Origin of the sequence: Pseudonocardia halophobica, assembly GCF_050948485.1 — a bacterium.
Classification (GTDB): Bacteria; Actinomycetota; Actinomycetes; order Mycobacteriales; family Pseudonocardiaceae; genus Pseudonocardia; species Pseudonocardia halophobica.
The window spans coordinates 3,169,376-3,194,636 of the sequence record NZ_CP192046.1; the positions used below are offsets into that span (position 1 = coordinate 3,169,376).

Consider the following 25,261-nt stretch of genomic DNA (forward strand, 5'->3'; position numbering starts at 1 on the left):
TCAGCTGGCCAGGCCGGCGGCCTTCAGGCCGAGCGCGCGCGCCCGGTCCAGGTCGTAGTTCTTGCGGGTCACCAGGCGCTGGGCGTAGAGCCCACCGCCGGACTGGATGTTGGTCACCAGGTGCCAGCCGCCGTAGGCGTCGGCCGTGGTGTCCCGGATCGCGTGGAACAGCTTGGAGCGGTACTCGCCCGAGATCCCGCCGCCCGTGCTCATGTACTTCTCGAGGTACGGGTGCAGCGTCGGGTTCTCGAAGTCCGCCATCGACGGCGCGGTGACCACGGCCCCGCCCGCGATGTCGTGCAGGTGGCGCACCATCACGCCGAACTGCGACGCGCCCTGGTACTTGGTCACGTTCGTGAACATGTCGTCCGGGTAGTAGTAGCCCTCGGGCGTGCTGTGCGCGTTCGCGATCGCGGCCTCGAGCCCGGCCCGCAGCAGCGTCGCGTGGATCATCATCTCGTCGATCTTCTCCCGGACGTGGGAGACCTTCGCCGTGCCGTTGGCCTCGGCGATCAGGTGCGCGAGCCCGACCAGCTCGTCCGCCTGCTGCACCATGAACGAGATCCCGCCGAGGCGCTCCCACAGGCCCAGGGAGTGCGCGAACACCGCGGCGTGCTCGGTCTCGCCGTCGAGGAAGACCCGCTCGTTGGGGACGAACACGTCGTCGAAGATGCACATCGAGTCCGGCATGGACTCGTGCGACGACACCGGGAAGTCCCGCGGGTCGCCGTGCAGCGGGTGGTACGTGGTGTTGGTGATGTGCACGCCGGGGGAGTTGACCGGGACCGCGCAGGCGATCGCGTAGTCCTCCTCGCCGGGACGCATGGTCTTGGTCGGCATGACCATCAGGTCGTGGCCCAGCGCCGCGCCGCTGATGTGCAGCTTGGCGCCCCGGATGACCACGCCGTCGTCGCTGCGGGAGACGACCCGCACGTAGGCGTCGGGGTCCTCCTGCTTGCCCGGGTGGAGGCTGCGGTTGCCCTTGGCGTCGGTGATGCACTCGGTGATGCGGATGTCCTCCCGGCGGGCCTTCTCCACGTAGGCCTCGATGCGCGGGATGTACTGCGGGGCGGCGCCCTCCAGCCGGCCCGCCGCGACCAGGACGGTCATCAGGGACTGGTAGGTCACATTGAGGACCAGGTCGAGCTCCATGAGCTCGGGGATCCGGTCCCGCAGCTCCTGCACGCTGCGCGGCGCGCTGACCACGGGGTTCACGGCGTCGGGGGCGGACGAGTAGTACTTGTCGTAGCCGTCCGCGACGGCGTTGAGCGGGACGGACAGGCCGGGCTCGGCGTCCATGTCCTCGATGAGCCTGCCCTGGAAGTAGACCTTCCGGCCGTCCTTGAGGGACTCCTTGTACTCCTGGCCGGTCAGCATGCGTTGGCGCTCCAGATCGTCGGCGGATGGACGACGCCGGCGGCCGGCCCAGGAGGGTCCGGCGAGTGATTGTGACGTCGTCGTCATGTGGCAATATCGACCGTGACTCCGGTCATGTCAACCACCAGTTTGCGAACGATCGGGCAGCTCGCAGGCGGTATGAAAAAGTGAGATTGACACCGACGTCACATCCGCTGCACGCTGTCGGCCGTGTACGCAGAGCAGCGTGAACCCGAGTTCGGGTGGACCGACGAGCACCGTGGGCTGCGCGAGACCGTGCGGCGCGTGCTCGCCGACCGGGCGCCCGTGGCGCGGGCCCGCGAGCTGGCCGAGGCGGGGGAGCGGCACGACCCCGCGCTGTGGTCCGAGCTCGCCGGGCAGGTCGGGTTGCAGGGGCTCGCCCTCCCCGAGCGGTACGGCGGTTTCGGCGGCACCCTGCTCGACCTCGCGATCGTCGTCGAGGAGATGGGGCGGGTGCTGTACGGCGGCCCGTTCCTGCCGACCGTCGGGCTCGCCGCCCCCGTCCTGCTCGCCGCCGACGGCGGGGAGGACGGCCCGGACGGCGGGCCGGCCGCCGAGTACCTGCCCCGGATCGCCGACGGCTCCCTGACCGCGGCCCTCGCCGTGGAGGCCTGGGGTCCGGCCGGCGAGCCCGTCGTGACGACCACGGCCGACGCGGCCGGGCGGCTGACCGGAACCGTGCCCGTCGTCCTCGACGGCGGCGACGCCGACCTGCTGGTCGTCGCCGCCCGGGGGCCCGACGGGCCGGCTCCCTACCTGGTCGAGGCCGGTGCCGCGGGGCTCGCCCGGACCCCGCTGGAGACCCTCGACCTCACGCGCCGCGCCGCGCGGATCACCCTCGACGGGACACCCGCACGTGCCGTCGGCGACCCGGCTCGCGGGGCCGCCGTCCTCGCCCGGGCCCGGGCGGTGTCGTCCGTGCTGGTGTCGGCCGAGCAGGTCGGCGGGATGACCGCGGCGACCGACCTCACCGCCGAGTACGCCCGCACCCGCCGCCAGTTCGGCCGGCTCATCGGCTCCTTCCAGGGCGTCAAGCACCGGCTGGCGGACATGGCCGTCCGGCAGGAGATGGCGCACTCCGCGGCCTACTGGGCCGCCTGGCAGGAGCCCGGCACGCCGGAGTTCGCCCAGGCCGCCGCGATCGCCCGCTCCTACTGCGGCGACGCCTTCCTGCAGACCGGGCTCGACGCGATCCAGCTGCACGGCGGCATCGGCTTCACCTGGGAGCACGACGCCCACCTCTACCTCCGCCGGGCCCGCGCCGACCGGGCGCTGCTCGGCTCCCCGCAGCTGGCCAGGGCCGAGCTCGTTCCCGCGCTCGTGCCCACCGTGCCCGCGCGCACGACCACCGAGGGGATCCCCGCATGACCGTGACAGAACCCGGCACCCAACCCGTCACCGAGCGGGTCACGCTCGCCGCCGGCGCCTCGGACGCGGAGATCATCGCCGCCGTCGAGGCCTGGCTGCGGGCCCACCTGCCCGAGGACTGGCAGGCGGCCGTGGCGCGCGGCGACCTGGCCGCCGTCGAGGCCATCCGCGAGGACCCGGAGCGCGGGCCCGCCTGGTTCGACCTGCTCGGCGACTCCGGGCTGGCCACGCCGACCTGGCCCGTCGAGCACGGCGGGCTGGGGCTGCCCGCGGACCGCGGTGCCGTCGTCACCGAGACGCTGGCGCGGTACCGGGCCGAGCGGCACAACCGGGACTTCGTCGGGCTCGTCCTGGCCGGGCACACGATCCTGGAGTGGGGCAGCCCGGAGCAGAAGGCCGAGCGGCTGCCCGCGCTGCGCCGCGGCCGCGAGTTCTGGTGCCAGCTGTTCAGCGAGCCGGGCGCGGGCTCGGACCTGGCCGGGCTGTCGACCCGGGCGGTCCAGCAGGCGGACGGGACCTGGCTGGTCAACGGCCAGAAGGTCTGGAACTCCTACGCCCACCTCGCGGACTTCGGGCTGCTCATGGCCCGCACCGACCCGAGCGCGCCGAAGCACCGCGGCATCACGTACTTCCTGCTGGACATGCGCACGCCCGGCGTCGAGCCGCGGCCGCTGAAGCAGATGACCGGCAACGCCGAGTTCAACGAGACCTTCCTGACGGACGTCGTGGTCCCGGACTCCGCGCGGATCGGCCCCGTCAACCAGGGCTGGTCGGTCGCGATCACCACCCTGATGCAGGAGCGCAACGGGCTGTCCGGGCGCCCCGCCGTCGGGCCGGGGGAGGCGGACGAGCTGGTCGGCCGCGCCGTCGGGAACGGGTCCTGGGAGGACCCGGTGCTGCGGGACCGGCTGCTCGAGGCCTACGTGGAGGAGAAGGTCCTCCAGATGACCACGGTGCGCAGCTTCGTCGCCTCCGGGGACGCCGCGCCGACCGCCGAGGGCTCGATCCGCAAGCTCGCGCACTCGGTGCTCGCGGAGAAGCTCGGGGTGCTCGGCACCGATCTCGAGGCCGACGGCGCCGTGGCCTGGGACCCCGCGGAGGGCAGCGAGGCCGCGGACCGCTTCCTCGCGATGAAGACCTACTCCATCGCGGGCGGGACCTCGGAGATCCAGCGCAACATCATCGCCGAGCGGGTGCTGGGGCTGCCCAAGGACCCGGATCCCGAGCGCCACCTGCCCTTCAACGAGAGGGGCCGCGGGTGACCACCGAGCCCGTCCACGTCACGACGCCGGTCGAGGGTGTGCTGCTCGTCACCCTCGACCGCCCCGAGGCCCGCAACGCCGTGAACTCGCGGCTCGCGGAGCTGGTCGCCGAGGCGATGGATCGCCTCGACTCCGACCCGGACCTGCGCGTCGGCATCCTGACCGGCGCGAACGGCACGTTCTGCTCCGGGATGGACCTCAAGGCGTTCGTCCGCGGCGAGCGGCCCTACGTCGGGGACCGCGGGTTCGCCGGGGTCACCGAGCGCGGGCCGGAGAAGCCGCTGATCGCGGCCGTCGAGGGCTACGCCCTGGCCGGCGGCTGCGAGATCGTGCTGGCGTGCGACCTGGTCGTCGCGGGGGAGGGGGCCACGTTCGGCATCCCGGAGGCCAAGCGCGGCCTGGTCGCGGCGGGCGGTGGCCTGCTGCGGCTGCCCGAGCGCATCCCGTACCACGTCGCGATGGAGCTGGCCCTGACCGGCAACCACATGCCCGCCACGCGGATGGCCGAGCTCGGCCTGGTCAACCGCCTGGTACCGACCGGCGGGGCGCTCGACGCGGCCCTCGCGCTGGCCGGCGAGATCACCGCGAACGGCCCGCTGGCCGTCCGCATCAGCAAGAAGATCGTCGCCGAGTCGCTCGGCTGGCCCGCCGAGGAGAAGTGGGCCCGCCAGCGCGAGGTCGCCGATCCCATCTCCTCCTCGGAGGACGCCCGCGAGGGCGCGCTCGCCTTCGCGGAGAAGCGTGCGCCCGTCTGGCGCGGCAAGTAGCAGCTCGTTCCCCATCGGTTCTCGACGAGGAGATCCCATGACGGCCCCGCTCGCGTTCTCCCTGGGCGAGGCGCTCCCGCTGTCCGCGGCGCGCCACCCCGACAAGGCGGCATTCCTGTTCCCCGACGGGACGGAGCACTCGTTCGCCCTCACCAACTCCCGGGTCAACAAGCTGGTCTCGGCGCTGCAGGCGCACGGGATCGGGCGGGGCGACCGGCTGGCGGTGCTGGCGCTCGACTCGCACCGGTACGTCGAGATCGTGCTGGCCTGCCTGAAGCTCGGTGCGGTCTACATGCCGCTGAACTACCGGCTCATGCGGCCCGAGGTGGACGTCTTCCTCGAGCGCGGGCAGGCCGTCGCGATGTTCCACGACGCCCGGTACGCCGACCTGCTGACCGGCATCGCCGACCAGCACCCGTCGCTGCGCCTCGTGATCGAGATGGAGACCGCGTTCGACGGCTTCGTGGAGACCGGGCAGGACGTCGAGCCGCCGGTCGTCTGCCAGGACCGGGACCTGCTCGGCCTGGCCTTCACCTCCGGGACGACCGGCACGCCGAAGGGCGTGCTGCAGTCCCAGGGGATGATGAAGGCGATCGTCGAGCACGGGATGATCACCAACCAGCCGCGCCCGGACGACATCCGCTACGTCGCCGCCCCGGCCTTCCACGTCACCGGGATCGCCGGGCTGCTGGGCGGCGTGGCCACCGGGTTCACCTCGCTGCTGCTGCCGCAGTTCGACCCGGCGACCGTCCTCGGGTTCATGGCGGAGGACCGGATCACCGGGGCGTTCCTCGTCCCGACCATGATCAGCACGCTGCTGCAGCAGCCCGGGGTGGCCGACCACACCTACGACCGGCTGCGGCTCATCTACTACGGCGCCGCGCCGATGTCGCCGACCCTGCTGCGCCGCGCGATGGACGTCTTCGACTGCGACTTCCTGCAGCTCTTCGGCGCGGGCACCGAGGCGGGCCTGCAGGCCTTCCTCACCCCGGAGGAGCACCGGCTGGCGCTCGCCGGACGCACCGAGCTGCTCGGCTCGATCGGGCGCCCCGGCTACGGCATCGCGCTGCGGCTGGTCGACGAGGACCTCAACGACGTGCCCGTCGGCGAGGTCGGCGAGATCGCCACCCGCAGCGACATGGTCATGGACGGCTACCTCGACATGCCGGAGGAGACCGAGCGGGCCTTCGCCGGCGGCTGGTTCCGCGCGGGCGACATGGCCTACCGGGACAAGGACGGCTACCTCTACCTGCACGGCCGCAAGAAGGACATGATCATCCGGGGTGGCGAGAACATCTACCCCGTCGAGATCGAGACGGTGCTGGCCGAGCACCCGGCGGTGGTGCAGTGCGCCGTGGTCGGGGTGCCGGACGAGCACTGGGGCGAGACCGTGCGCGCCTTCGTCACCGCGCCCTCGTGGACCGGGACGGACGAGGAGCTGGCCGCCGAGCTCGTCGAGCTGTGCCGGGGCAGGCTCGCCCGGTACAAGGTGCCCGCGGAGGTCGTCGTCCGCGAGGAGCTGCCGATGAACGCCAGCGGCAAGATCCTCAAGCGCGAGCTCAGACGGACCGGGTCGTGACCGCCCGCGCGGCGACCGCGCAGGTCACGGCCGGTAGACTCGTCCGTCCGGACGGTGGGACGCGCGGCCGGATCCCGCCTCGGGGGCCGCGATGACGGGGGGCCGGACGGCTCCGAAGGGACGGACGATGGCATCGCGCGGCGGCAGTACCCGCGGCAGGCGGGTGACCGGCGCCAGCGACCCGCAGCAGCAGCGGCGGGAGAGCGGCCCGCAGACCGACAAGGGGCAGCAGCGCCGTGACCAGCTGCTCGAGGCCGCCCACACGGTGTTCGAGCGCAAGGGGTTCGTCGACGCCCGGGTGGCCGACATCGTGGCCGAGGCCCGGGTCGCGCAGGGCACGTTCTACAGCTACTTCGACTCCAAGGACACGATCTTCCGCGAGGTCTGCGAGATCGTCGTCGAGCGGATGATGGCCGACGTCGCGGCCGCCACGGTGGTCCCGCCCGACGCGTCGATGCGGGAGCGGATCCGGGCCGGTCTGCGCGGCTACATCGAGGTCTACCGGGAGAACGCCCGGATGATCGCGCTGATGGAGCAGGTCGGCACGTTCACCCCGGAGATGCGCGAGACGCGGCTGCACGTCCGGGAGGCCTGGCTGGCCCAGCTCGAGCGGGTGCTCAAGCGGCAGCAGGCCGACGGGATCGCCGACCCGACGCTCGACCCGTTCATGACGGTGCAGGTGCTGGGGGCGATGGCCGACCACACCTGCTACGTCTGGCTCTCCCTCGGCAAGCCGTTCGAGGAGGAGGACGTGCTCGAGTCGCTCACCACGGTGTGGGCGCGCACGATCGGGGTCGACGACTCCACCTCCTGGCGCACGGCCGCCGGTACCGCCCCGGCCTGACCCGCGGGTCGCGCCGTGGCCCCCGCGAGTCGGGAGCTCCGGCCCCCCGAGTCGCGAGTTCCGGTAGCGCGAGTCGGGAGCTCCGGCCCCCCGAGTCGCGAGTTCCGGTAGCGCGAGTCGGGGGTTCCGGTAGCGCGAGTCGCGAGTTCCGGTAGCGCGAGTCGGGGGATCCGGTAGCGCGAGTCGCGAGTTCCCGGTAGCGCGAGTCGGGAGTTTCGCCAGGTCCCGGGCCGGGCACTGTTCCCGCATGACCGAGCCCGCCGCCGACGCCCCGTCCGTGACCGACCTCGACCAGTTGCGCGAGGTCGAGGCCGACTGCACGGGGTGCGAGCTCTACAAGGCGGCCGGGCCGACGGTCGGGGGCGAGGGCCCGCGGAGCGCGTGGCTGATGCTCGTCGGCGAGCAGCCCGGCGACCAGGAGGACAAGGCGGGCAAGCCCTTCGTCGGCCCGGCGGGGCGCGTCCTCGACCAGGCCCTCGACGAGGCCGGCATCGCCCGCGACGAGGTGTTCGTGACCAACGCGGTCAAGCACTTCCGGTTCGAGGAGCGTGGCAAGCGCCGCATCCACAAGCAGCCGACCGTGCGCCAGGTCCGGGCCTGCCGCCCGTGGCTCGACGCCGAGCTGCGGCTGGTCGGGCCGCCCGTCGTCGGGGTGCTGGGCGCGGTCGCGGCCAAGTCGCTGCTGGGTCAGGACTTCCGCATCACCGACCACCGCGGCGAGCTGCTGGAGCAGGACGGGCGCACGGTCGTGCCGACGGTGCACCCGTCGTCGATCCTGCGGTCGGACCCGAAGGAGCGGGAGGAGCTGCTGGCCGCCTTCGTCGCCGACCTGAAAGTCATCGCGGGGGCGCGGCCCTAGATCTCCACGTCGACCTCGCCCACCTCGACCGCCTCGACGCTCCCGCCGGTCTGCGCGGCCAGCCAGCCGTGGAACCCCTCCGGGTCGGCGGCGGTGGCGGTGATCGCGACGTCCCGTCCGTAGCCGACGTCGACGACCGGGTACCCAGCCGCGCGCAGGGCGTTCTCCAGCCGGCCGGCGTCGGCGTGCGGCACGGCGAGCAGGAAGCGGGTGTGCCGGACGCGGCGGAGCACCCCGACGACGTCGACCGTCTCCGACACGGCCCGGCCGTAGGCGCGCACGAGCCCGCCGGCGCCGAGCTTGACGCCGCCGAAGTAGCGGGTGACCACGGCGACGACGTCCGTGAGCTCGCGCCGCAGCAGCACCTCGAGCATCGGGACGCCCGCGGTGCCGGCGGGCTCGCCGTCGTCCGAGGAGCGCTGGACCTCGCCGGCACGGCCGACGCGGAAGGCCGTGCAGTTGTGGGTGGCCGACCAGTGCTCGCGGCGGACCTCGGCGATCACCGCGGCGGCGGCCTCGGCGTCGGGCACCCGGACCAGGCGGCAGAGGAAGCGGGAGCGCTGGATCTCGATCTCGTGCTCGCCGTCCCGGGCGATCACGAGCAGCGGGTCCGGCATTCCGGCGACGCTACCGGGCGGCGTGACCGGCTCGCCGTCATCCCCGTTCTCGGGTACGCGCTGTGACACCGCTCGCGTTACCACGGAGTTCGGTAACGATTCAGAAGATCGGCTCGTCACACGGGGCGAGGGACCGGCGACAGGCCCTCACGACAGAGGAAGTTCCTGATGGGAAGGAAGAGATGAGCACGTTCTGGACCACGGTCCGCAGCACGGTCCGCCGTTTCGACAACTGGACGCTCCACGCGTTCAACCCGCAGTACCCGGTCGGCTCCCGCAGCTGACGCCCCGCGGAGCCGACCGGGCACGGTCCGGCTCTAGTGTCCGGGGGGACCGGCAGTGTCGCCGGCCGTCCCCTCGATCTCCTCGACCGGGGCCTTCACCGGCCGCAGCCGGACCCAGAGGATGAAGAAGGCCGCGAGCACGAGCATCGAGATGCCCGTGATGAGGTTGACGTTCCAGCCCCCCGCCTTCGCGATGTCGGCCTGGTCGGTCGCGACGAGGCCGACGATGAGCAGCACGATCCCGTACACCGAGAACAGCAGCGCGAGCACCGTCCGCAGGTCGAACAGCCGCGACGCGGTGGTCGAGACCGGCGTGTCCTGACCCGCCACGGGGCCTTCCGGTTCCGTCATGGCCCGTCCCTTACCAGAAGATGATGTAGAGGATGGTGGTCAGCGCGAGCACGCCCACCGCGAGGATCGTCGGGCTGCGGTACCAGCCGCTGTCCTCGCCGTGGCTCTCGTGGGTGCGTTCCTCCTTCGACGTCAGGCTCCAGACGAGCCCGCCGAGCTCGGACGCGGGCTTCGGGGTGCTGACCATCGACACCCCCATCGCCACCAGCACGCCGACGATGAACGCCGCGCTGGCGCCGACGAAGCTGCCCGCCTGGCTGGACAGGGCGAGCACGCCGCTGGTGACCAGGATGTTCACGACGACCGCCGCGGCGGTGCCCGACAGCAGCCCGGTCCAGGCCGACGTGCCGGTCATCCGTGGCCAGAACAGGCCGAGGATGAAGATCGCGAACAGCGGTGCGTTGAAGAAGCTGAACAGCGACTGCAGGTAGTCCATGATGTTGCCGGAGCCCGACGCGATGAACGCGGTGGCGATGGCGAGCACGCAGCCGATCACGGTGATCCACCTGCCGACCTGCAGGTAGTAGTGGTCCGACTTGCCCGGCTTCACCCAGTCCTGCCAGATGTCGTAGGTGAACACGGTGTTGAACGAGCTGATGTTCGCCGCCATACCGGCCATGAACGCCGCCAGCAGACCCGCGATGGCGACACCGAGGATGCCGTTCGGCAGGACCTCCTTCATCAGCAGCGACAGCGCGTTGTTGTAGGTGACGTCCGTCGTGCCGCCGGACTTGAGCACCTGCAGCTGCGGCACCAGCACCGCGGCGACCATGCCGGGGATGATGATGACGAGCGGGATGAGCGCCTTCGGGTAGGCGCCGATCAGGGGCGTGCGCTTCGCGGCGGACATGCTCTTGGCCGAGAGCGCGCGCTGGACCTCGGCGAAGTTGGTGGTCCAGTAGCCGAAGGACAGCACGAACCCGAGGCCGAACACGATGCCGATCACCGAGAGCGCCGGGTTCGCGATCTCCGTGAGCGACGTGCCCGGCCAGGACGAGAGCTGCTCGGCGCCGCCGGGGCCGGCGGTGATGGCCTCCTTCAGCCCGTTCCAGCCGCCCACCCGGGCCAGGCCCGAGATCGTGAGCGGGACGAGCAGGGCCAGGATGACGAAGAACTGCAGGACCTCGGAGTAGATCGCCGCCGACAGCCCGCCGAGGGTGATGTAGGCCAGCACGATCAGCGCGGCCACCGGGATCGCCACCCCCAGCGACCAGCCGAGCAGGGCCTCCAGCAGCAGGCCGAGCGAGAACAGGTTCACACCGGCGATCAGCACGGAGGACAGCGCGAAGATCACGGCCTGCACGCGCTGGGTGGTCCGGTTGAACCGCTTGTAGAGGAACTCCGGGACGCTGCGCGCCTTGCTGCCGTAGTAGAACGGCATCATCACCAGGGCGAGGAAGACCATCGCCGGGATCGCGCCGATCCAGTAGTAGTGCACGGTCGGGATGCCGTACTGGGCACCGTTGGCGACCATGCCGATCAGCTCGAGCGCGCCCAGGTTCGCCGAGATGAAGGCGAGGCCGGTGACCCACGCGGGCATCGAGCGGCCGGACAGCAGGAAGTCCAGGCTGGACGACACCGACCGGCGGGCCGCGTACCCGATGCCGAGCACGAGCACGAAGTAGAAGGCGACGAGCAGGTAGTCGAGGACGTTGGCGTCGAGCCGGAGGTCCGTCTGTCCTTGCGCAAGGATGGTCGTCATGCGAGTCCGCCTCGCAGCCGGGCCGCCGTGCGGCCCCGTCCGGTTCGCGTCATAGCGGCTCCCTCGCCGGTCCCGGTGCGGTACGTGTCGGGACGCAAGGTACCCCTTCCCGCGCGAAACTGAACATTATCCGACAGGCTGAATCGGTCGAGTATGTGCGAACGAGACCGAACCTTCAGCCTGACAGTGCCGAGCGATCTGCGCGGATCCTGCACGGATCTGTCCGCTCGGCCCGTTGACGCCCGTGTGGTGGCGTTGCATTGTGTGCGATGTGGTGCGGGACGAGGGTGTGCGGCCGTGAGCCTCCTCGCGCGTCAACGTCAGGAGCTCATCCTCGAACAGGTGCGTGAGCGGGGCGCCGTCCGCGTGTCCGATCTCGCCGAGCGGTTCGGGGTGTCGGACATGACCGTGCGCCGGGACCTCGACGTCCTCGCCCGGCGGCGGCTCGTCGACAAGGTGCACGGCGGCGCGACGGCGGTGGGTCCCGTCGCGGCCAGCACGGACGAGCCCGGGTTCGCCGTGAAGTCCGGCCGGCAGCAGGAGGAGAAGGAGGCCATCGCCGAGGCCGCCGCCCGGTTCGTCGAGCCCGGCACGGCGATCGGGCTGTCCGCGGGGACCACGACGTGGGCCCTGGCCCGCCGCATCACCGACGTCGCCGACCTCACCGTCGTCACCAACTCGATGGCGGTGGCGGAGGTCCTGCACGCTGCCCGCCGCCCCGACCGCACCGTCGTGCTGACAGGCGGGATCCGCACGCCGTCGGAGGCGTTGGTCGGGCCGGTCGCCGTGGCGGCGCTGCGCTCGCTCAATCTCGACGTCGTGTTCCTCGGCGTGCACGGGATGAGCGCGGCCAGCGGCTTCACCACCCCGAACCTGATGGAGTCCGAGACCGACCGGGCGCTGGTCGAGGCCGGTCAGCGGCTCGTGGTGGTCGCCGACAGCACGAAGTGGGGGACGGCCGGCATCTCCACGATCGCCGAGCTCTCCGAGGCCGACGTCCTCGTCACGGACGACGGCCTCGACGACGACGCCCGCGCGGTGCTCGAGGGCGAGGTGGACCAGCTGGTCCTCGCCCCCGCCCGCGGCTGAGCGTCCGCGGGGCTGTTCGGTGCGACCGTCAGGGGCGGGGGCGGCCGCGCCAGGTGCCGGGGTGCTCGTACAGCTCGCGCAGGTCGAGGAGGTGGCTGCGCATCGCCTCCTCCGCCTGCTCCGCCTCGCCCCGGGCGATGTGCTCGGCGATCGTGGCGTGACAGCCGTCGACCTCGTCCCACTGCTCGCGGGCGACGGCGGCGCGGTCGAGCTTGGTCCGCAGCACGTCGCCGACCGGCTGGCCCATCATCGTGAACATCAGGTTCCCGGTGGCCATGAGGATCGTGGTGTGGAAGTCGAGGTGCGGCACGAACCCGCTCGGGTCGCGGGGGTCCCGCGGTGCGGTGGCGGCGGCGCGGAGGGCCTCGACGGTCTCCTCGTCGGCGCGCTGGGCCGCGAGCCGGGCCGCCGCGGGCTCCAGCAGCAGACGGGCCTCGAGCAGGTCGCCGATCCGGAGCTGCGGGGTGGCGACGAGGACGCCGAGCGCGCTGCCGACGTCCTCGACCAGCTTCGTGGGGTCCGGCGCGCTGACGAACGACCCGCCCTGCACCCCGCGCCGGGTCTCGATGAGGTGCTGGCTGGCCAGGGACCGCAGGGCCTCCCGCACGGTGGAGCGGCTGACGCCGAACATCCTGGTCAGCTCGGCCTCCGCGGGGAGGCGGGCGCCGGGTTCGAGCATGCCCTGCATGATCTGGGAGCGCAGCTCGTCCGCCACCTGCCGGTAGGCCGGCCGCACGCGCTGGACGCGCAGGTGGGCGACCGGCGCACCCGCCCGGACCGCGGGACCGGACGGCACCCGGCCGGACGTCGCCCCGTCGGCCGGGGGAGCCGCGGCGTCGCGGCGCTCCGGGGTCGGGGCCATGTGATCACGCTCCGGGAGTCTCGCGCCCCGGCGTGGGACGTCGGCGGATGCGCACCGGCCGGTGCGCGGCCGCCGCGTCCCCGCAGCCTACCCACGGCCCGGGGTGGACCGGGGCGATCCGGCGTGGAAACGTCCGACACCGTGACCGACCCCGTGCTCCCGACCGCCGCCGCCGACCTGCTCGGCACGCGGACCCTCCTCTTCGTGCCGGGCGACCGCCCGGAGCGCTTCGCCAAGGCCGCGGGGTCCGGTGCCGACCTCGTCGTGCTGGACCTCGAGGACGCCGTCGCGCCGGCGGCCAAGCCGGACGCCCGCGAGGCCGTCCGGGAGTGGCTCGCCGCCGGGAACCGGGGGATGGTGCGGATCAACCCGCCCGGCACGGAGTGGTACGAGGAGGACGTCGCGGCCGTCGCCGCCGTCACGGCAGCCCCCGTGCCGGTCATGCTGCCCAAGGCGCAGGACCCCGCCGAGGTGGCCGCGCTGGTCGCCGCTCTGGGCCCGGGGGCGCAGGTCGTGCCGCTGGTCGAAACCGCCCTCGGGGTGCACCGGGCCGTCGAGGTGTGCGGGGTCGAGGGCGTGGTGCGGGCCGGGTTCGGCAGCGTCGACCTGGCGAGCGAGCTGGGCGTCGACCCCGTCGACCGGGAGGCCCTGCGGTTCGCGCGCTCGGCGCTGGTGCTGGGCAGCCGGGCCGTCGGCGCGGGCGCCCCGATCGACGGCGTGACGACGGCGGTGCGGGACGAGCAGCTCCTCCTCGAGGACTGTGCGCACGGGCTGTCGCTGGGCTTCACCGCCAAGATGTGCATTCACCCCGCGCAGGTGGGGCCGGTCACGATCGCGTTCTCGCCGACTCCCGAGCAGGTCGAGTGGGCCCGCGCGGTGGTCGGGGCGTCGGCGGCGGGCGGGGTCGCCGTCGTCGACGGGAAGATGATCGACAAGCCGGTGGTGGAGCGGGCGCGGGCCCTGCTGCTGCGCGCCGGCGAGTCCGGCTGACCCACGGCCGACCCACGGCCGACCCACGGCCGACCCACGGCCGAGGACGGGTGAGGTTGGCGCCGACCCCTTGTCGTCGAAACGTCTGATGATTAGCGTGCGACAAGTGGTCGGGGACCCGCCCGGCCGCCCCCGTGCCTCGCGGCGCGGGGTGGGACGAGCGCGCACCGCAGCGCGCGAGGGGAGCCACGCGATGACACCCGGACCGTCTCGACCCACCGACTCCGGCGCGTCCGCCCGCCCACCGACCACCGGCGCACCGACCGCCGGCCTCGCCGCCCGGCTCGACCGCATCCCGGTCGTCACGCCGGCCCACCGTCGCTGGGTGGGGCTGCTCGGCTTCCTGTTCGTGTTCGACCTGGTCGACCTCAACTCCTTCGCCTACGCCGCGCCCGCCCTGCGCGCCGAGTGGGGGCTGTCGATCGGCGGCGTCGGCGCGATCACCTCGGCGGGCTTCGTCGGGATGTTCTTCGGCGCGATCGCGGGCGGCCGGCTCTCCGACCGCATCGGCCGCCGCCCGGTCCTGATCGGCGCCGTCTTCTTCTACTCGCTGTTCTCGCTGCTGAGCGCGCTGGCGACCGGCCCGCTGATGCTCGGCGGGCTGCGCATCCTCACCGGCTTCGGGTTGCAGGCCATGACCGGCGTGCTGCTGGTCTGGGTGAGCGAGATGTTCCCGCGGCCGCTGCGCGGCCGCTACCAGGCGCTGCTGCTGGCCATCGGGCTCGCCGGCGTGCCGATCGCGGCGTGGGTGGCCCGGCTCGTCGTGCCGATGGGACCCGACACCTGGCGGTGGATCTTCGTCGTCGGCGCGCTCGGCGCGGTCGGCGGCGTGGTCGCGCTGCGCACCCTGCCCGAGTCGATCCGCTGGTGCGCCGCGCACGGCCGCACCGGCGACCCGCGGCAGGAGGAGCTCGTCGCGCGGCTGGAGGCGCAGGCCGAGGAGAAGACCGGACAGCCGCTGCCGGCGCCCGTCGCCGACCGGCCGGTCGTGCCCGGGAAGCTGACCGAGCTGCTGCGCGGCGCCACGCTGCGCAAGACCGTGGTCGCCGCGGCGGCCTGCGTCTTCCTGATCCTGTCGTTCTACGGCTTCAGCTCCTGGGTGCCGACGCTGCTGGTCGAGCGCGGCTACTCGACGGCCGAGAGCCTCACGTACTCGTCGATCCTCGCCATCGCCGCGGTGCCGGGCGCCCTGCTCGCGCTGCCGGTCATCGACCGGTTCGAGCGGAAGACGGTGATCCTCGTGCTCGAGGTCGTCGTCGCGGTGCTCCTGCTGCTCTTCGGCCTGATCGACCACCCCGCCGCGATCATCGTCTGCGGCTTCGGCGCGGCCATGCTGATGCAGACCGGCGTCGCCACGCTGTACACCTACATCGCCGAGGTCTTCCCGCTGCACCTGCGCGGGCTCGGCTCCGGCATCGCCAACGGTTCCGGCCGGCTCGCCGGGGTACTCGGGGGCTTCCTGGTCGCCGCGCTGTACACCGGGACCGGCCTGGCCGGCGTGTTCACCTACCTGGCGCTCGCCGCGCTCCTGATGGGCCTGGTCATGGCCCTGTTCGGCGAGCGCACCACCAACCGCCGGCTCGAGGACATCGAGCGCAGCTGAAGGAGGAACCCCACGTGACCGTGAAGCCGGGCTGGCAGGGACGGTTCTACGAGGACTTCGAGATCGGGGACGTCTACCAGCACCCGCTGGGGCGCACGATCACCGAGACCGACAACACCTGGTTCACGCTCCTGACGATGAACACCAACCAGGCGCACTTCAACGCGCAGGTCGGGCAGTCGTCGGAGTTCGGCCGGATGCTCGTCGCCTCGCCGCTGACGATCTCGATCGCCATGGGCCAGTCCGTCACCGACACCACGCAGAACGCCTTCGCGAACCTCGGGCTCGACGAGCTGAAGCTCACCGCCCCGGTCTTCGCCGGCGACACCATCTGGTCGGAGTCGATCGTGCTGGACAAGCGGGAGTCGGGCAGCAGGCCGCACGCCGGGATCGTCACGATCAAGACCCGGACGCTGAACCAGGACGCCGTCGAGGTGCTGTCGTTCAAGCGCACCTTCTACGTGCACAAGCGGGACACGGACGGCGCGACGTCGTTGTTCCCGCAGGCCGCGACGCCGCTGCGGCTGGAGGACGCGTGAGGCCGCTGGAGGACGTCCGGATCGTCTCGCTCGAGCAGTACGGGGCGGGCCCGTTCGGTTCCATGCACCTCGCGGAGCTGGGCGCGGAGATCATCAAGGTGGAGGACCCGTCGGTGGGCGGGGACGTCGGGCGCTCCGTGCCGCCGTACGCGGAGGCGGGCGACTCCCTCTTCTTCCAGTCCTTCAACCGGGACAAGTCCTCGATCACCCTCGACATCCGCACGCCCGAGGGCCGCGCGGTGTTCGAGGACCTGGTCCGCAGCGCCGACGCGGTGTACTCCAACCTGCGCGGCGACGTCCCGGAGAAGCTCCGGATCCGCTACGAGGACCTCAAGGAGGTCAACCCGCGGATCGTCTGCTGCTCGCTGACGGGCTTCGGCATGACGGGCCCGCGCTCGAAGGAGCCCGGGTACGACTACGTGCTGCAGGCCCTCGGCGGGTGGATGTCGCTGACCGGCGAGCCGGGCGGGGCGCCGCAGAAGACCGGGCTCTCGCTCGTGGACTACTGCGGCGGGTACGTCGCGGCGATCTCGCTGCTGGCGGCGATCCACGCGGCGCGGCGGGACGGCGTCGGCACGGACTGCGACCTGTCGCTGTACGACACCGCCGTCAGCCTGCTGACCTACCCGGGCACCTGGCACATGACGGCGGGCTACGAGCCGGCCCGCACGCACCACTCGGCGCACCCGTCGCTGATCCCGTTCCAGGCCTTCGAGGCGGCCGACGGCTGGCTGGTCGTCGGCTGCGCCAAGGAGAAGTTCTGGCAGCGGCTGACCGTGGTGATGGGCCGCCCGGAGCTGGCCGAGGACCCGCGCTTCGCGACCTTCGCCGACCGCAACCGGAACCGCGAGGTGATCATCCCGCTGCTGGAGGAGATCTTCCGGACGCGGACGGTCGCCGACTGGCTCGCGCCGATGTACGCGGCGTCGATCCCGTGCGCGCCGATCAACGACGTGGCCGACGCGCTGGTGGACCCGCACACGCTGGAGCGCAACCTGATCGCCGAGACGGAGAGCGAGGCGCTCGGGCAGGTGCGGAGCCTGCGCAGCGCCGTGCGGGTCGGGCCGCCGGGGGCGGACCGGGCGCCGACGCGGCCGGCGCCGGCGATGGGGGCGGACACCGAGCGCGTCCTCAAGGACCTGGGTTACGACGACGACCGGATCGCCGCCCTGCGCGCGTCCGGGGCCTTCGGGGAGGGCTGAGATGGACTTCCAGCTGAACGACGAGCAGCGCCTGTTCCGGGACACGCTGCGGGACTTCGTCGACAAGGAGATCGTGCCGGTGGCGCGGGACTGGGAGCAGTCCGGGCGCTACCCGACGGAGATCGTCGAGGGGATGAAGCAGCTCGGGCTGTTCGGCCTCGCCGTCCCCGAGGAGTACGGCGGGCTCGCGGCGGACACGGTGTCGTTCGCGCTGACGTTCGAGGAGATCTCCCGCGGCTGGATGGGCATCGCCGGCATCCTCGGCAGCCACTCCGTCTCGTGCTTCATGCTCGCCCGGCACGGCACCGAGGAGCAGAAGACCCGCTACCTGCCGGACCTGGCGACCGGCAAGCGCCGCACCGGGATCGCGCTCACCGAGCCGGGCGCGGGGACCGACCTGCAGGGGATCCGGACCGTCGCCCGCAAGGAGGGCGACGAGTACGTGATCAACGGGACCAAGATGTGGATCACCAACGCCCGGTACGCGGACCCGCTGCCGGTGCTGGTGAAGACCGACCCGACCGCCACCCCGGCGCACAAGGGGATGAGCATCCTGCTGGTCGAGGCCGGCACGCCCGGTTTCGAGGTCACCCAGGACATCGGCAAGCTCGGCTACAAGGGCACCGAGTCCTGCGAGGTCGTGCTGACGGACGTCCGGGTGCCGGAGTCGCAGCTGCTCGGCGGGATCGAGGGCCGCGGCATGCAGCAGGCGCTGTCCTCGCTGGAGACCGGCCGGATCAACATCGCGGCGCGCAGCGTCGGGATCGCCCAGCGCGCCTACGACGAGGCGCTCAACTATGCCCGCGAGCGCACGGCGTTCGGGCAGGCCATCGGCGAGTTCCAGGCCGTGCAGATGCGGCTCGCGGAGATCGCCGTGCGGCTGCAGGCGGCGCGGCTCATGACCTACTGGGCAGCCTCGCGGATGGACGACGGCGTGCGGATGGACACCGAGTCGGGCATGGCGAAGATCTTCGCCTCCGAGCAGGCGCTGGCCTGCGCGACCGACGCCATGCGCATCCACGGCGGCTACGGCTACTCCACCGAGTTCGAGGTCGAGCGGCTGTACCGGGACGCCCCGCTGATGTCGATCGGCGAGGGGACGAACGACGTGCTGCGCGGCGTCGTCGCCAAGGCCCTCCTCGCGGGGAAGGCGACCATCCGGTGACGGACCCTCGCGTCGCGGAAGGCCCGGCATGAGCTCGCCGGAGGAGCTCGGCGCCCTGGCGGTCCGGCTCGGCTACGCCCTCGACCCGACCCAGGTGAAGGACATGGCCGAGGCGGTCGCCGCCGCCGAACCCGCGGCCGCCGCCCTGCGCGACCTGCCGGTACGCCCGGAGACCGCCGACCCGTTCCGCGGCGAGACCTGGCTGCGGGGACCCGTGAGTGCCGACTGCCCCGCTGGCGGCACTTCGCCCTCACGACCTCCGGTGACCAGCGAGAACGTGCTCGACGGGCTCGGGGTGCTCGACCTCGGCGGTACGGAGGGCCTGCGGGAGAGCGCGGCGCGACTGCGGAGCGCCGGGCCCGCCGGCGAGCGGGTCGCGGCCGCCCTCGCCGGGCTGGAACGGGTGCACGCCGAGCTGAACTGCACCATCCGATTCCTGCACGAGCGCGCCGCGGAACGGGCCGCCGCATCGGACGACCGCGTGGCGCCACGGCTGCTCGAGGGCGTGCCGTTCGCGGTCAAGGACGTGATCGACGTCGAGGGCGTCCCGACCACGGCGGCCTCCCGCACCCGGGCCGACGCGGCCCCCGCCGCGGCCTCGGCGACCGTCGTCGCGCGGCTGGAGGCGCACGGGGCGATCCCGATCTCGAAGGACGCCACCACGGAGTTCGCCGTCGGCGGGCCGCACCCACCGCTGACCGGACCCTGCCGCAACCCGTGGGACCGCGAACGCTGGGCCGGCGGCTCCTCGACCGGCACGGCCGCGGCGGTGGCGGCCGGCGCCGTCCCCTTCGGGCTGGGCACGGACGTCGGCGGCTCGGTCCGGTTGCCGGCCGCCTGGTGCGGCCTCACCGGGCTCAAGCCGACCGCGGGCGCGATCCCGCGCACCGGGGTGGTCCCGCTGTCCTGGACCACCGAGACGGTCGGCCCGCTGGCCCGCGACGCCCGCACCGTCGCGTTGCTGTTCGCCCTGCTCCGCGGGCCCGACGGCGTCGACCCGCGGATGCCGGACGTCCCGCTGCGCCCGCCCGCCGACCTGCGCGGACTGCGCATCGCCCTGCCCGGCGGCTACCTCACCGAGCTGTGCGACGGCGCCGTCCGGGCCGGCGTGGCCCACCTCGCCGAGGTCCTCGTCGACGCCGGGGCCGAGATCGTCCCCGGCGAGATCCCGAGCGCCGAACGGGCCCTGCCGATCGGCTACGAGATCGTGTTCACCGAGGCCGCGGCCCTGCACCGGATCGACGCCGCGCGCTGGGGCGAGTACGACCCGGTGACGGTCAAGCGGATCAGCCAGGGGATCGCCACGCCGGCGAGCGACTATCTCCGCGCGCTGCAGTTCCGGGCGGAGCTGCAGGACGAGCTCGAGCGCGTGTTCGGGGGCGCCGACCTGATCGTCGTCCCGACCACGCCGGCGACCGCGCCGCGGCTGCCCGACGGCACCGTGACCGTCGACGGCGAGCGGTACCCGCTCTACGCCGCGCAGTCCCGCGCGACGATGCTCGGCAACCTCACGGGGGCCCCGGGACTCGCCCTGCCCACCGGGTTCGCACCCGACGGCTGCCCGGTCTCGGCCCTGCTCATCGCCCCGCCGCACGGGGAGGCGACCGCGCTGCGGGCGGCCCAGCTGTTCCAGGACCGCACCGACCACCACACCCGCACGGCCCCGATCTCGGCCTGACCCCTTCCCAGCGCACATACGTCTGACGTATCGTCCGCCCTCGACCAGGAGGCTCACCGATGACCCTCAGCCCAGCCCGCACCGCCCTCGCCGGTCAGGTCGGCGACTTCGCCGCCCGTGCCGAGCTGTCCGACGTGCCCGCGGAGGTGGCGGAGCGCGCCCGCCACCTGATCCTCGACGCGGTCGGCCTGGCCTTCGCGTCGACGGCATACGGGTTCCCGAAGGTCGCCCTGGAGGCGTTGTCCGCCTTCGGCGGCGGCACCCACCCGGTGCTCGGGATGCCGGACCGGCTCTCGCCGCGCGATGCCGCGGTGCTCAACGGCGTGCTGATCCACGGCATGGACTTCGACGACACCCACATCCCGGCCGTCACGCACGTCTCCGCCGCCGCGCTGCCCGCGGCGATCTCGGCGGCCGTGAGCCGGGGCGCGACCACCGAGGACCTGCTGTTGGCCTACATCCTCGGCGTCGAGGTGTCGGCGCGGGTCGGGATCGGCGGGGCCGGCGGATTCCACGACGTCGGCTTCCACCCGACCGCGGTGGCGGGCGCGTTCGGCGCGTCCGTGGCGGCCGGCAAGATCGCCGGGCTCGACGCCGACGGCCTGGCCGCGGCCCAGGGCGTCGTCGGGTCGATGAGCGCCGGGCTGCTGGAGTTCCTCGCCGACGGCGCCTGGACCAAGCGCCTGCACCCGGGCTGGGCGGCGATGTCCGGGCTGACCGCGGCGAGCTTCGCCAAGGCCGGCTGGAGCGGCCCGCCCGCGGTGTACGAGGGCCGGTTCGGGCTCTACAACACCCATCTCGCGGGGCGCGAGACCCACCCCGAGGCCGTCGGCGACCGGCTGGGGGAGACCTGGGAGCTGGTGCGCACGGCCGTCAAGCCGTACCCGATCTGCCACTTCATCCACGCCTTCGCCGATGCCGTGCTCACGCTGCGCCCGGAGATCGGCGCGACCGGGATCACCGAGATCCGCTGTGCGATCCACCCGGTGCCGGGCAAGGTCGTCTGCGAGCCGGCCGAGGCGAAGTGGGTCCCGCGCGACGAGTACGACGCCAAGTTCAGCCTGCCGTTCGTGGTCTCCGCGGCGCTCACCCGCGGTCGGTTCACGCTCGCCGAGCTGGAGGACGACGCCCTCGGCGACGCCGCGATCCTCGACCTCGCGCAGAAGGTGCGGGTCTCCGAGGACCCGGACAGCGCCTTCCCGGCCGCGTACTCCGGCGCCGTCGAGATCGAGCTGGCCGACGGGCGGGTGCTGCGGCACCGCGAGCAGGTCAACCGCGGGCACGACGAGCGCCCGCTCACCAACGCGGAGGTCGTGGCCAAGTTCCGGGAGACGATCGGCCGGGTCGCCCCCGACGCCACCGCCGACCGGGTGCTCGACGCCGTGCTGTCCCTCGGCGACGGCACCCCCGCCGCCGACTTCGCCGAGGCGTGTCGTGGGTAGTGTCGGCGTCTTCCTGACCCACCAGCAGCCGGCCGGGCGGGACCCGGTGGTGGCGCTGCAGGAGCAGCTCTCGCTCGTGCGCGCGGCCCGCGACGGCGGGCTGGACTCGGTCTTCGCCGGACAGCACCACCTCCCGGAGTCGTTCTCCCACATCCAGCCGCTGCCGTGGCTCGCCCGGCTCGCCGCCGAGGCGGGCGACATGCGGATCGGCACCGGGATCCACCTGCTCGCGCTGCACAACCCCGTCGACACCGCGGAGAACTTCGCGAGCCTCGACGCCGTGTGCGGCGGCCGGTCCATCTTCGGCGTCGGGCTGGGCTACCGGGAGGTCGAGTACGCGGCCTTCGGGATCCCGCCGCGGCAGAAGGTCCGGCGGTTCGAGGAGAACCTGCGGATCGTCGAGGCGATGTGGTCCGGCGAGCCGGTGTACGCGGACAACGACTGGTGCCGGCTCGACGGCGTGCGCTCCACGACGTTGCCCGCGGGGCGCCCGCCCGTCTGGATGGCCGCGAACTCCGATGCCGCGGTGAAGCGGGCGGCCCGGCTCGCCGACACCTGGATGATCAACCCGCACGCCACGACGTCGACCATCCGTCGTCAGCTCGACCTCTTCCACGCCGAGCGCGCCGCCGCGGGCCGGGAGCCCGTGCGGGAGCTGCCGCTGATGCGGGAGATCTACTGCGCCCCGACGCGGGAGCGGGCGATCGAGCTGGCCCGGCCGCACCTGGCCGGGAAGTACGCGGTCTACGCCGACTGGGGGCAGGACCGTGTCATGCCCGAGAAGGAGTCGTTCCGAACGGATTACGCCGACCTCGCCGAGGACCGGTTCGTGGTGGGCTCTCCGGAGGACTGCCTCGCGGCGCTGCTGCCGTGGCGGGAGCTGGGGGTCGACCACTTCGTACTGCGCACCGACTGGGCGGGTATGCCCGTCGGCGACGCCCTGGCCTCCGTCGAGCTGCTCGCGCGCGAGGTGGCCCCCGTGCTCCGGTCCTCCCCGGCCGGTTCCCGTCCCCCGAGCCCCGAAGGGAGTCCGCGATGGACTTCGGCGTCTTCATCCCCATCGCCAACAACGGCTGGCTGATCTCCGAGAACTCGCCCCAGTACATGCCGACGTTCGAGCTGAACAAGCGCATCGTGCAGGAGGCCGAGGCGCAGGACTTCGCGTTCGCCCTGTCGATGATCAAGCTGCGCGGCTTCGGCGGCAAGGTCGAGTTCTGGGACCACGCGCTGGAGTCGTTCACGCTGATGGCGGGCCTGGCCGCCGTCACCGAGCGGATCAAGCTCTACGCCTCCACGGCGGTCCTGACCCTGCCGCCGGCGATGGTGGCCCGCATGGCGACGACGATCGACTCGATCGCGCCGGGACGCTTCGGCATCAACATCGTGTCCGGCTGGGCCAGCGGCGAGTACGCGCAGATGGGTCTGTGGCCGGGCGACGACTACTACAACTACCGCTACGACTACTCGACCGAGTACGTCCAGGTCATGAAGGAGCTGTGGGAGAAGGGGCGCAGCGACTTCAAGGGGCAGTACTTCCAGATGGAGGACTGCGTGCTGTCGCCGAGGCCGAGCGGGCACATCGACATCGTCTGCGCGGGGCAGTCCGACCGCGGCATGCGGATGGTCGCCGAGCAGGGCGACTACAACTTCATCCTCAGCCCCGGCGTGAACGACCCGGAGGTCTACCGGGAGTCCACCCAGCGGCTCGCGAAGGCGGCCGAGCAGACCGGCCGGGATGTCGGGTCGCTGCCGCTGTTCATGGCGATCATGGCCGACACGGACGAGGAGGCCCGCGCCAAGTGGGACTCCTACCAGGCCGGGGCGGACGCCGGGGCGCTCGGCTACATGGCCGACGAGGGCGGCAAGGACACCGGCACGGACACCGGCGGCACCGCGAAGATGATCAACCTGCCGGAGGGGGCCGTGAACTTCAACATGGCGACCCTGGTGGGCAGCTACGAGACGATCGCGCGGCAGATCGACCAGGTCGCGACCATGCCCGGGGTCAAGGGGATGATGTTCACCTTCGACGACTTCGAGCAGGGCGTGCACGACTTCGGCACGAAGGTGAAGCCGCTGCTCGGCTGAGCGGAGCTCACGGAGCGAGCATCGGCGCTGAGCGGAGCTCGCGGAGCGAGCATCGGCGCTGATCTGCCGGTCCCCGGGGGCGCGGTCGCACAGGGCGCCCCCGGGGCCGGTGCTCAGATCCGGCGGGCGTTGTGGAACGGCATCGCCGACATGTCGGAGACCTTCACCGGCTCGCCGCTGGTGCTGGCGTGCAGGATCTTGCCGCCGCCCATGTAGATGCCCACGTGGCTCACCGGCGAGTAGAAGAACACCAGGTCGCCGGGCTGCAGCTGGTCCTTGCTGACCGCGGTCCCGAAGGTCGACTGGGCCGCGGACGTGCGCGGGATGCTGATCCCGGCCTGCTTGAAGGCCCACGAGGTCAGGCCGGAGCAGTCGAACGCGTTCGGGCCGCTCGCGCCCCACTGGTAGGGGGTGCCGAGCTTGGCGCGGGCCGCGGCGAGAGCCTTCGCCCCGGCCCCGGTGGCCTGCCCGACGACGTCGTCCACCGCGTCGTCGATCGCGCCCCCGGCCGACCGGGCGGCCCGGCGCAGCGCGCTGCGCTGCTCCTCGGCGGCCTCGGCAGCCTTGGCGGCCTCGGCCTTCTGGACCGCGGCGATCCTGGCGGCGTCGGCCTTGTCGAAGACCTGCGGCAGCGCGCCCATGGCGGTGCCGAAGGCGGACTGCATCGAGCCGCCGACGGCGCCGGGACCGTCCTGGACGGCCTGCAGGACCTGGGTCGGCCGGTCGTCGCCCCGGTCGTCGGCGTCCGTGCCGCCGTCGAGCGTCGCGTCGGCCGCGGCGAGGCGGACGGTCGGGGAGTCGACGCCGGTGGCCTGGGCGATCTCGCCGCCCGGGGTGGGCAGGCCGGTGAGGACCGCGCTGGCGCCCAGGACGGTGACGGTCGCCGCGGCCGCGACGGCCTTCGGCGAACGGATCGCGGCCGACAGCGCGGGGAAGACGCCGGTCAGCGAGATGCCGTCGCCACCCGGGCCGCGCCCCGCGCCGAGGCCCGAGGTGAAGAAGGAGCCGGTGAGGCCGGCGGGCGGCGCGGGGCGCTCCTCCCGGACGGCCGGGGCGACCGGCGGGGTGAGCGCCGTCGGCGCCGAGTCGGGCGCGGCCGGCCGCGCGTCCGCGGCGGGGACGCCGAGGGGGGAGAACGGGGCCCCGTCCGCCTCGTCCGCCTCGGCGGCGCGCCGGGCACGGCGGCCGCCCGAGGGCGGGGGAGCGGACGAGCCGGTGAGCCGGGCGATCAGGTCCGCGGCGGACTGACCCTGACCGTCCTCTGCACTGTGCCGGGAGCTCGGCACGAGCACCGGGCGCGGTGCCACACACGTGTCGGACATGCGTCGTTCCTCGCCGTCCACGGGCGTGCGGGAAGCCGGGGAGCAACCGCGCCGCGCCTGCCCCGTGCCGGGGGTTGGGCGCCCGGGGGAATGTCGGCGGGCAGGCGGGACGGGCCGACCGGGCGTGCCGGTGGACGTCGTTCCCACCGGCAGAACCGACCGTAACCGTCCCGTGATCGCCGCGCGGTCCGAACGGGCCCCGGCGCGCCGAGCGGACGGCCCCGAGGGACGAGCCGTCGTTTCCCGCCGT

Annotated in this window: 22 protein-coding genes; 16 read left to right on the forward strand and 6 right to left on the reverse strand. The window is 73.0% G+C overall.

From position 1 onward, the window contains the following. Entirely contained in the window at window positions 1–1,377 is a 1,377-nt protein-coding gene (locus ACQP04_RS15285) for a 4-hydroxyphenylacetate 3-hydroxylase N-terminal domain-containing protein (RefSeq protein WP_433507694.1), read from the reverse strand. Between the two features lie 210 nt (window positions 1,378–1,587). Here ACQP04_RS15285 and ACQP04_RS15290 point away from each other — a divergent pair, with 210 nt between their 5' ends. From ACQP04_RS15290 to ACQP04_RS15315, 6 genes are all read left to right on the forward strand, one after another. Further along, window positions 1,588–2,766, forward strand: coding sequence for an acyl-CoA dehydrogenase family protein (locus ACQP04_RS15290; RefSeq protein WP_433507695.1), 1,179 nt, complete (start codon window positions 1,588–1,590; stop codon window positions 2,764–2,766). Further along, the gene (locus ACQP04_RS15295; RefSeq protein ID WP_433507696.1) at window positions 2,763–4,028 is read left to right on the forward strand and encodes an acyl-CoA dehydrogenase family protein; all 1,266 of its coding nucleotides are present in this window, start codon (window positions 2,763–2,765) and stop codon (window positions 4,026–4,028) included. The genes ACQP04_RS15290 and ACQP04_RS15295 overlap by 4 nt, the downstream gene beginning before the upstream one ends. Then, a complete protein-coding gene (locus ACQP04_RS15300; protein WP_433507697.1) occupies window positions 4,025–4,795 on the forward strand; it encodes a crotonase/enoyl-CoA hydratase family protein in 771 nt (256 codons plus the stop codon). Before ACQP04_RS15295 ends, ACQP04_RS15300 begins: the two co-directional genes overlap by 4 nt. Before the next feature lie 37 nt (window positions 4,796–4,832). Further along, on the forward strand, window positions 4,833–6,374 hold the full coding sequence (locus tag ACQP04_RS15305; RefSeq protein WP_433507698.1) for a class I adenylate-forming enzyme family protein: 1,542 nt from the start codon (window positions 4,833–4,835) through the stop codon (window positions 6,372–6,374). Window positions 6,375–6,501: 127 nt separating this feature from the next. Continuing rightward, a complete protein-coding gene (locus tag ACQP04_RS15310; RefSeq protein ID WP_433507699.1) occupies window positions 6,502–7,218 on the forward strand; it encodes a TetR/AcrR family transcriptional regulator in 717 nt (238 codons plus the stop codon). Window positions 7,219–7,465: 247 nt separating this feature from the next. Continuing rightward, window positions 7,466–8,077 (forward strand): UdgX family uracil-DNA binding protein, encoded by a 612-nt coding sequence (locus ACQP04_RS15315; protein ID WP_433507700.1) that lies wholly within the window; start codon window positions 7,466–7,468, stop codon window positions 8,075–8,077. Here ACQP04_RS15315 and ACQP04_RS15320 read toward each other — a convergent pair. The 3 genes from ACQP04_RS15320 to ACQP04_RS15330 all read right to left on the reverse strand — a co-directional run bounded on the left by ACQP04_RS15320 (window position 8,074) and on the right by ACQP04_RS15330 (window position 11,031). Continuing rightward, the gene (locus ACQP04_RS15320; protein WP_433507701.1) at window positions 8,074–8,694 is read right to left on the reverse strand and encodes a YigZ family protein; all 621 of its coding nucleotides are present in this window, start codon (window positions 8,692–8,694) and stop codon (window positions 8,074–8,076) included. The two genes, ACQP04_RS15315 and ACQP04_RS15320, sit on opposite strands and share 4 nt — an antisense overlap. Window positions 8,695–9,011: 317 nt before the next feature. Next, the gene (locus ACQP04_RS15325; RefSeq protein WP_433507702.1) at window positions 9,012–9,329 is read right to left on the reverse strand and encodes a hypothetical protein; all 318 of its coding nucleotides are present in this window, start codon (window positions 9,327–9,329) and stop codon (window positions 9,012–9,014) included. A 10-nt stretch (window positions 9,330–9,339) separates the two neighbouring features. After that, entirely contained in the window at window positions 9,340–11,031 is a 1,692-nt protein-coding gene (locus ACQP04_RS15330; RefSeq protein WP_433507703.1) for a sodium:solute symporter family protein, read from the reverse strand. Window positions 11,032–11,328: 297 nt separating this feature from the next. Here ACQP04_RS15330 and ACQP04_RS15335 point away from each other — a divergent pair, with 297 nt between their 5' ends. Then, on the forward strand, window positions 11,329–12,120 hold the full coding sequence (locus ACQP04_RS15335; RefSeq protein ID WP_037048132.1) for a DeoR/GlpR family DNA-binding transcription regulator: 792 nt from the start codon (window positions 11,329–11,331) through the stop codon (window positions 12,118–12,120). Window positions 12,121–12,148: 28 nt separating this feature from the next. Here the strand turns inward: ACQP04_RS15335 and ACQP04_RS15340 are convergent, their stop codons facing one another. Then, the gene (locus ACQP04_RS15340; RefSeq protein ID WP_433507704.1) at window positions 12,149–12,982 is read right to left on the reverse strand and encodes a FadR/GntR family transcriptional regulator; all 834 of its coding nucleotides are present in this window, start codon (window positions 12,980–12,982) and stop codon (window positions 12,149–12,151) included. Between the two features lie 141 nt (window positions 12,983–13,123). On the opposite strand from ACQP04_RS15340, the gene ACQP04_RS15345 reads away from it, so the two are divergent. From ACQP04_RS15345 to rutA, 9 genes are all read left to right on the forward strand, one after another. Continuing rightward, on the forward strand, window positions 13,124–13,972 hold the full coding sequence (locus ACQP04_RS15345; RefSeq protein ID WP_433507705.1) for an HpcH/HpaI aldolase/citrate lyase family protein: 849 nt from the start codon (window positions 13,124–13,126) through the stop codon (window positions 13,970–13,972). 193 nt (window positions 13,973–14,165) lie between these two features. Continuing rightward, entirely contained in the window at window positions 14,166–15,575 is a 1,410-nt protein-coding gene (locus ACQP04_RS15350; RefSeq protein ID WP_433507706.1) for an MFS transporter, read from the forward strand. Between the two features lie 14 nt (window positions 15,576–15,589). Next, a complete protein-coding gene (locus ACQP04_RS15355; RefSeq protein WP_433507707.1) occupies window positions 15,590–16,114 on the forward strand; it encodes a MaoC family dehydratase in 525 nt (174 codons plus the stop codon). Then, window positions 16,111–17,316 (forward strand): CaiB/BaiF CoA transferase family protein, encoded by a 1,206-nt coding sequence (locus tag ACQP04_RS15360; protein ID WP_037048140.1) that lies wholly within the window; start codon window positions 16,111–16,113, stop codon window positions 17,314–17,316. Before ACQP04_RS15355 ends, ACQP04_RS15360 begins: the two co-directional genes overlap by 4 nt. 1 nt (window position 17,317) lies before the next feature. Further along, window positions 17,318–18,481 carry an acyl-CoA dehydrogenase family protein gene (locus ACQP04_RS15365; protein ID WP_433507708.1) on the forward strand — a complete coding sequence of 388 codons (1,164 nt, stop codon included), beginning with the start codon at window positions 17,318–17,320 and terminating at the stop codon, window positions 18,479–18,481. Window positions 18,482–18,509: 28 nt separating this feature from the next. Then, on the forward strand, window positions 18,510–20,159 hold the full coding sequence (locus ACQP04_RS15370) for an amidase (RefSeq protein WP_433507709.1): 1,650 nt from the start codon (window positions 18,510–18,512) through the stop codon (window positions 20,157–20,159). Between the two features lie 59 nt (window positions 20,160–20,218). After that, the gene (locus tag ACQP04_RS15375; RefSeq protein WP_433507710.1) at window positions 20,219–21,601 is read left to right on the forward strand and encodes an MmgE/PrpD family protein; all 1,383 of its coding nucleotides are present in this window, start codon (window positions 20,219–20,221) and stop codon (window positions 21,599–21,601) included. Then, complete coding sequence (locus tag ACQP04_RS15380; protein ID WP_433507711.1) at window positions 21,594–22,682, forward strand: LLM class flavin-dependent oxidoreductase; 1,089 nt, start codon at window positions 21,594–21,596, stop codon at window positions 22,680–22,682. Before ACQP04_RS15375 ends, ACQP04_RS15380 begins: the two co-directional genes overlap by 8 nt. Then, a complete protein-coding gene (gene rutA, locus ACQP04_RS15385) occupies window positions 22,637–23,689 on the forward strand; it encodes a pyrimidine utilization protein A (RefSeq protein ID WP_433507712.1) in 1,053 nt (350 codons plus the stop codon). Before ACQP04_RS15380 ends, rutA begins: the two co-directional genes overlap by 46 nt. Before the next feature lie 113 nt (window positions 23,690–23,802). On the opposite strand, the gene ACQP04_RS15390 is transcribed toward rutA, so the two are convergent. Beyond that, the gene (locus ACQP04_RS15390; RefSeq protein ID WP_433507713.1) at window positions 23,803–25,011 is read right to left on the reverse strand and encodes a C40 family peptidase; all 1,209 of its coding nucleotides are present in this window, start codon (window positions 25,009–25,011) and stop codon (window positions 23,803–23,805) included. Window positions 25,012–25,261: the final 250 nt, after the last annotated feature.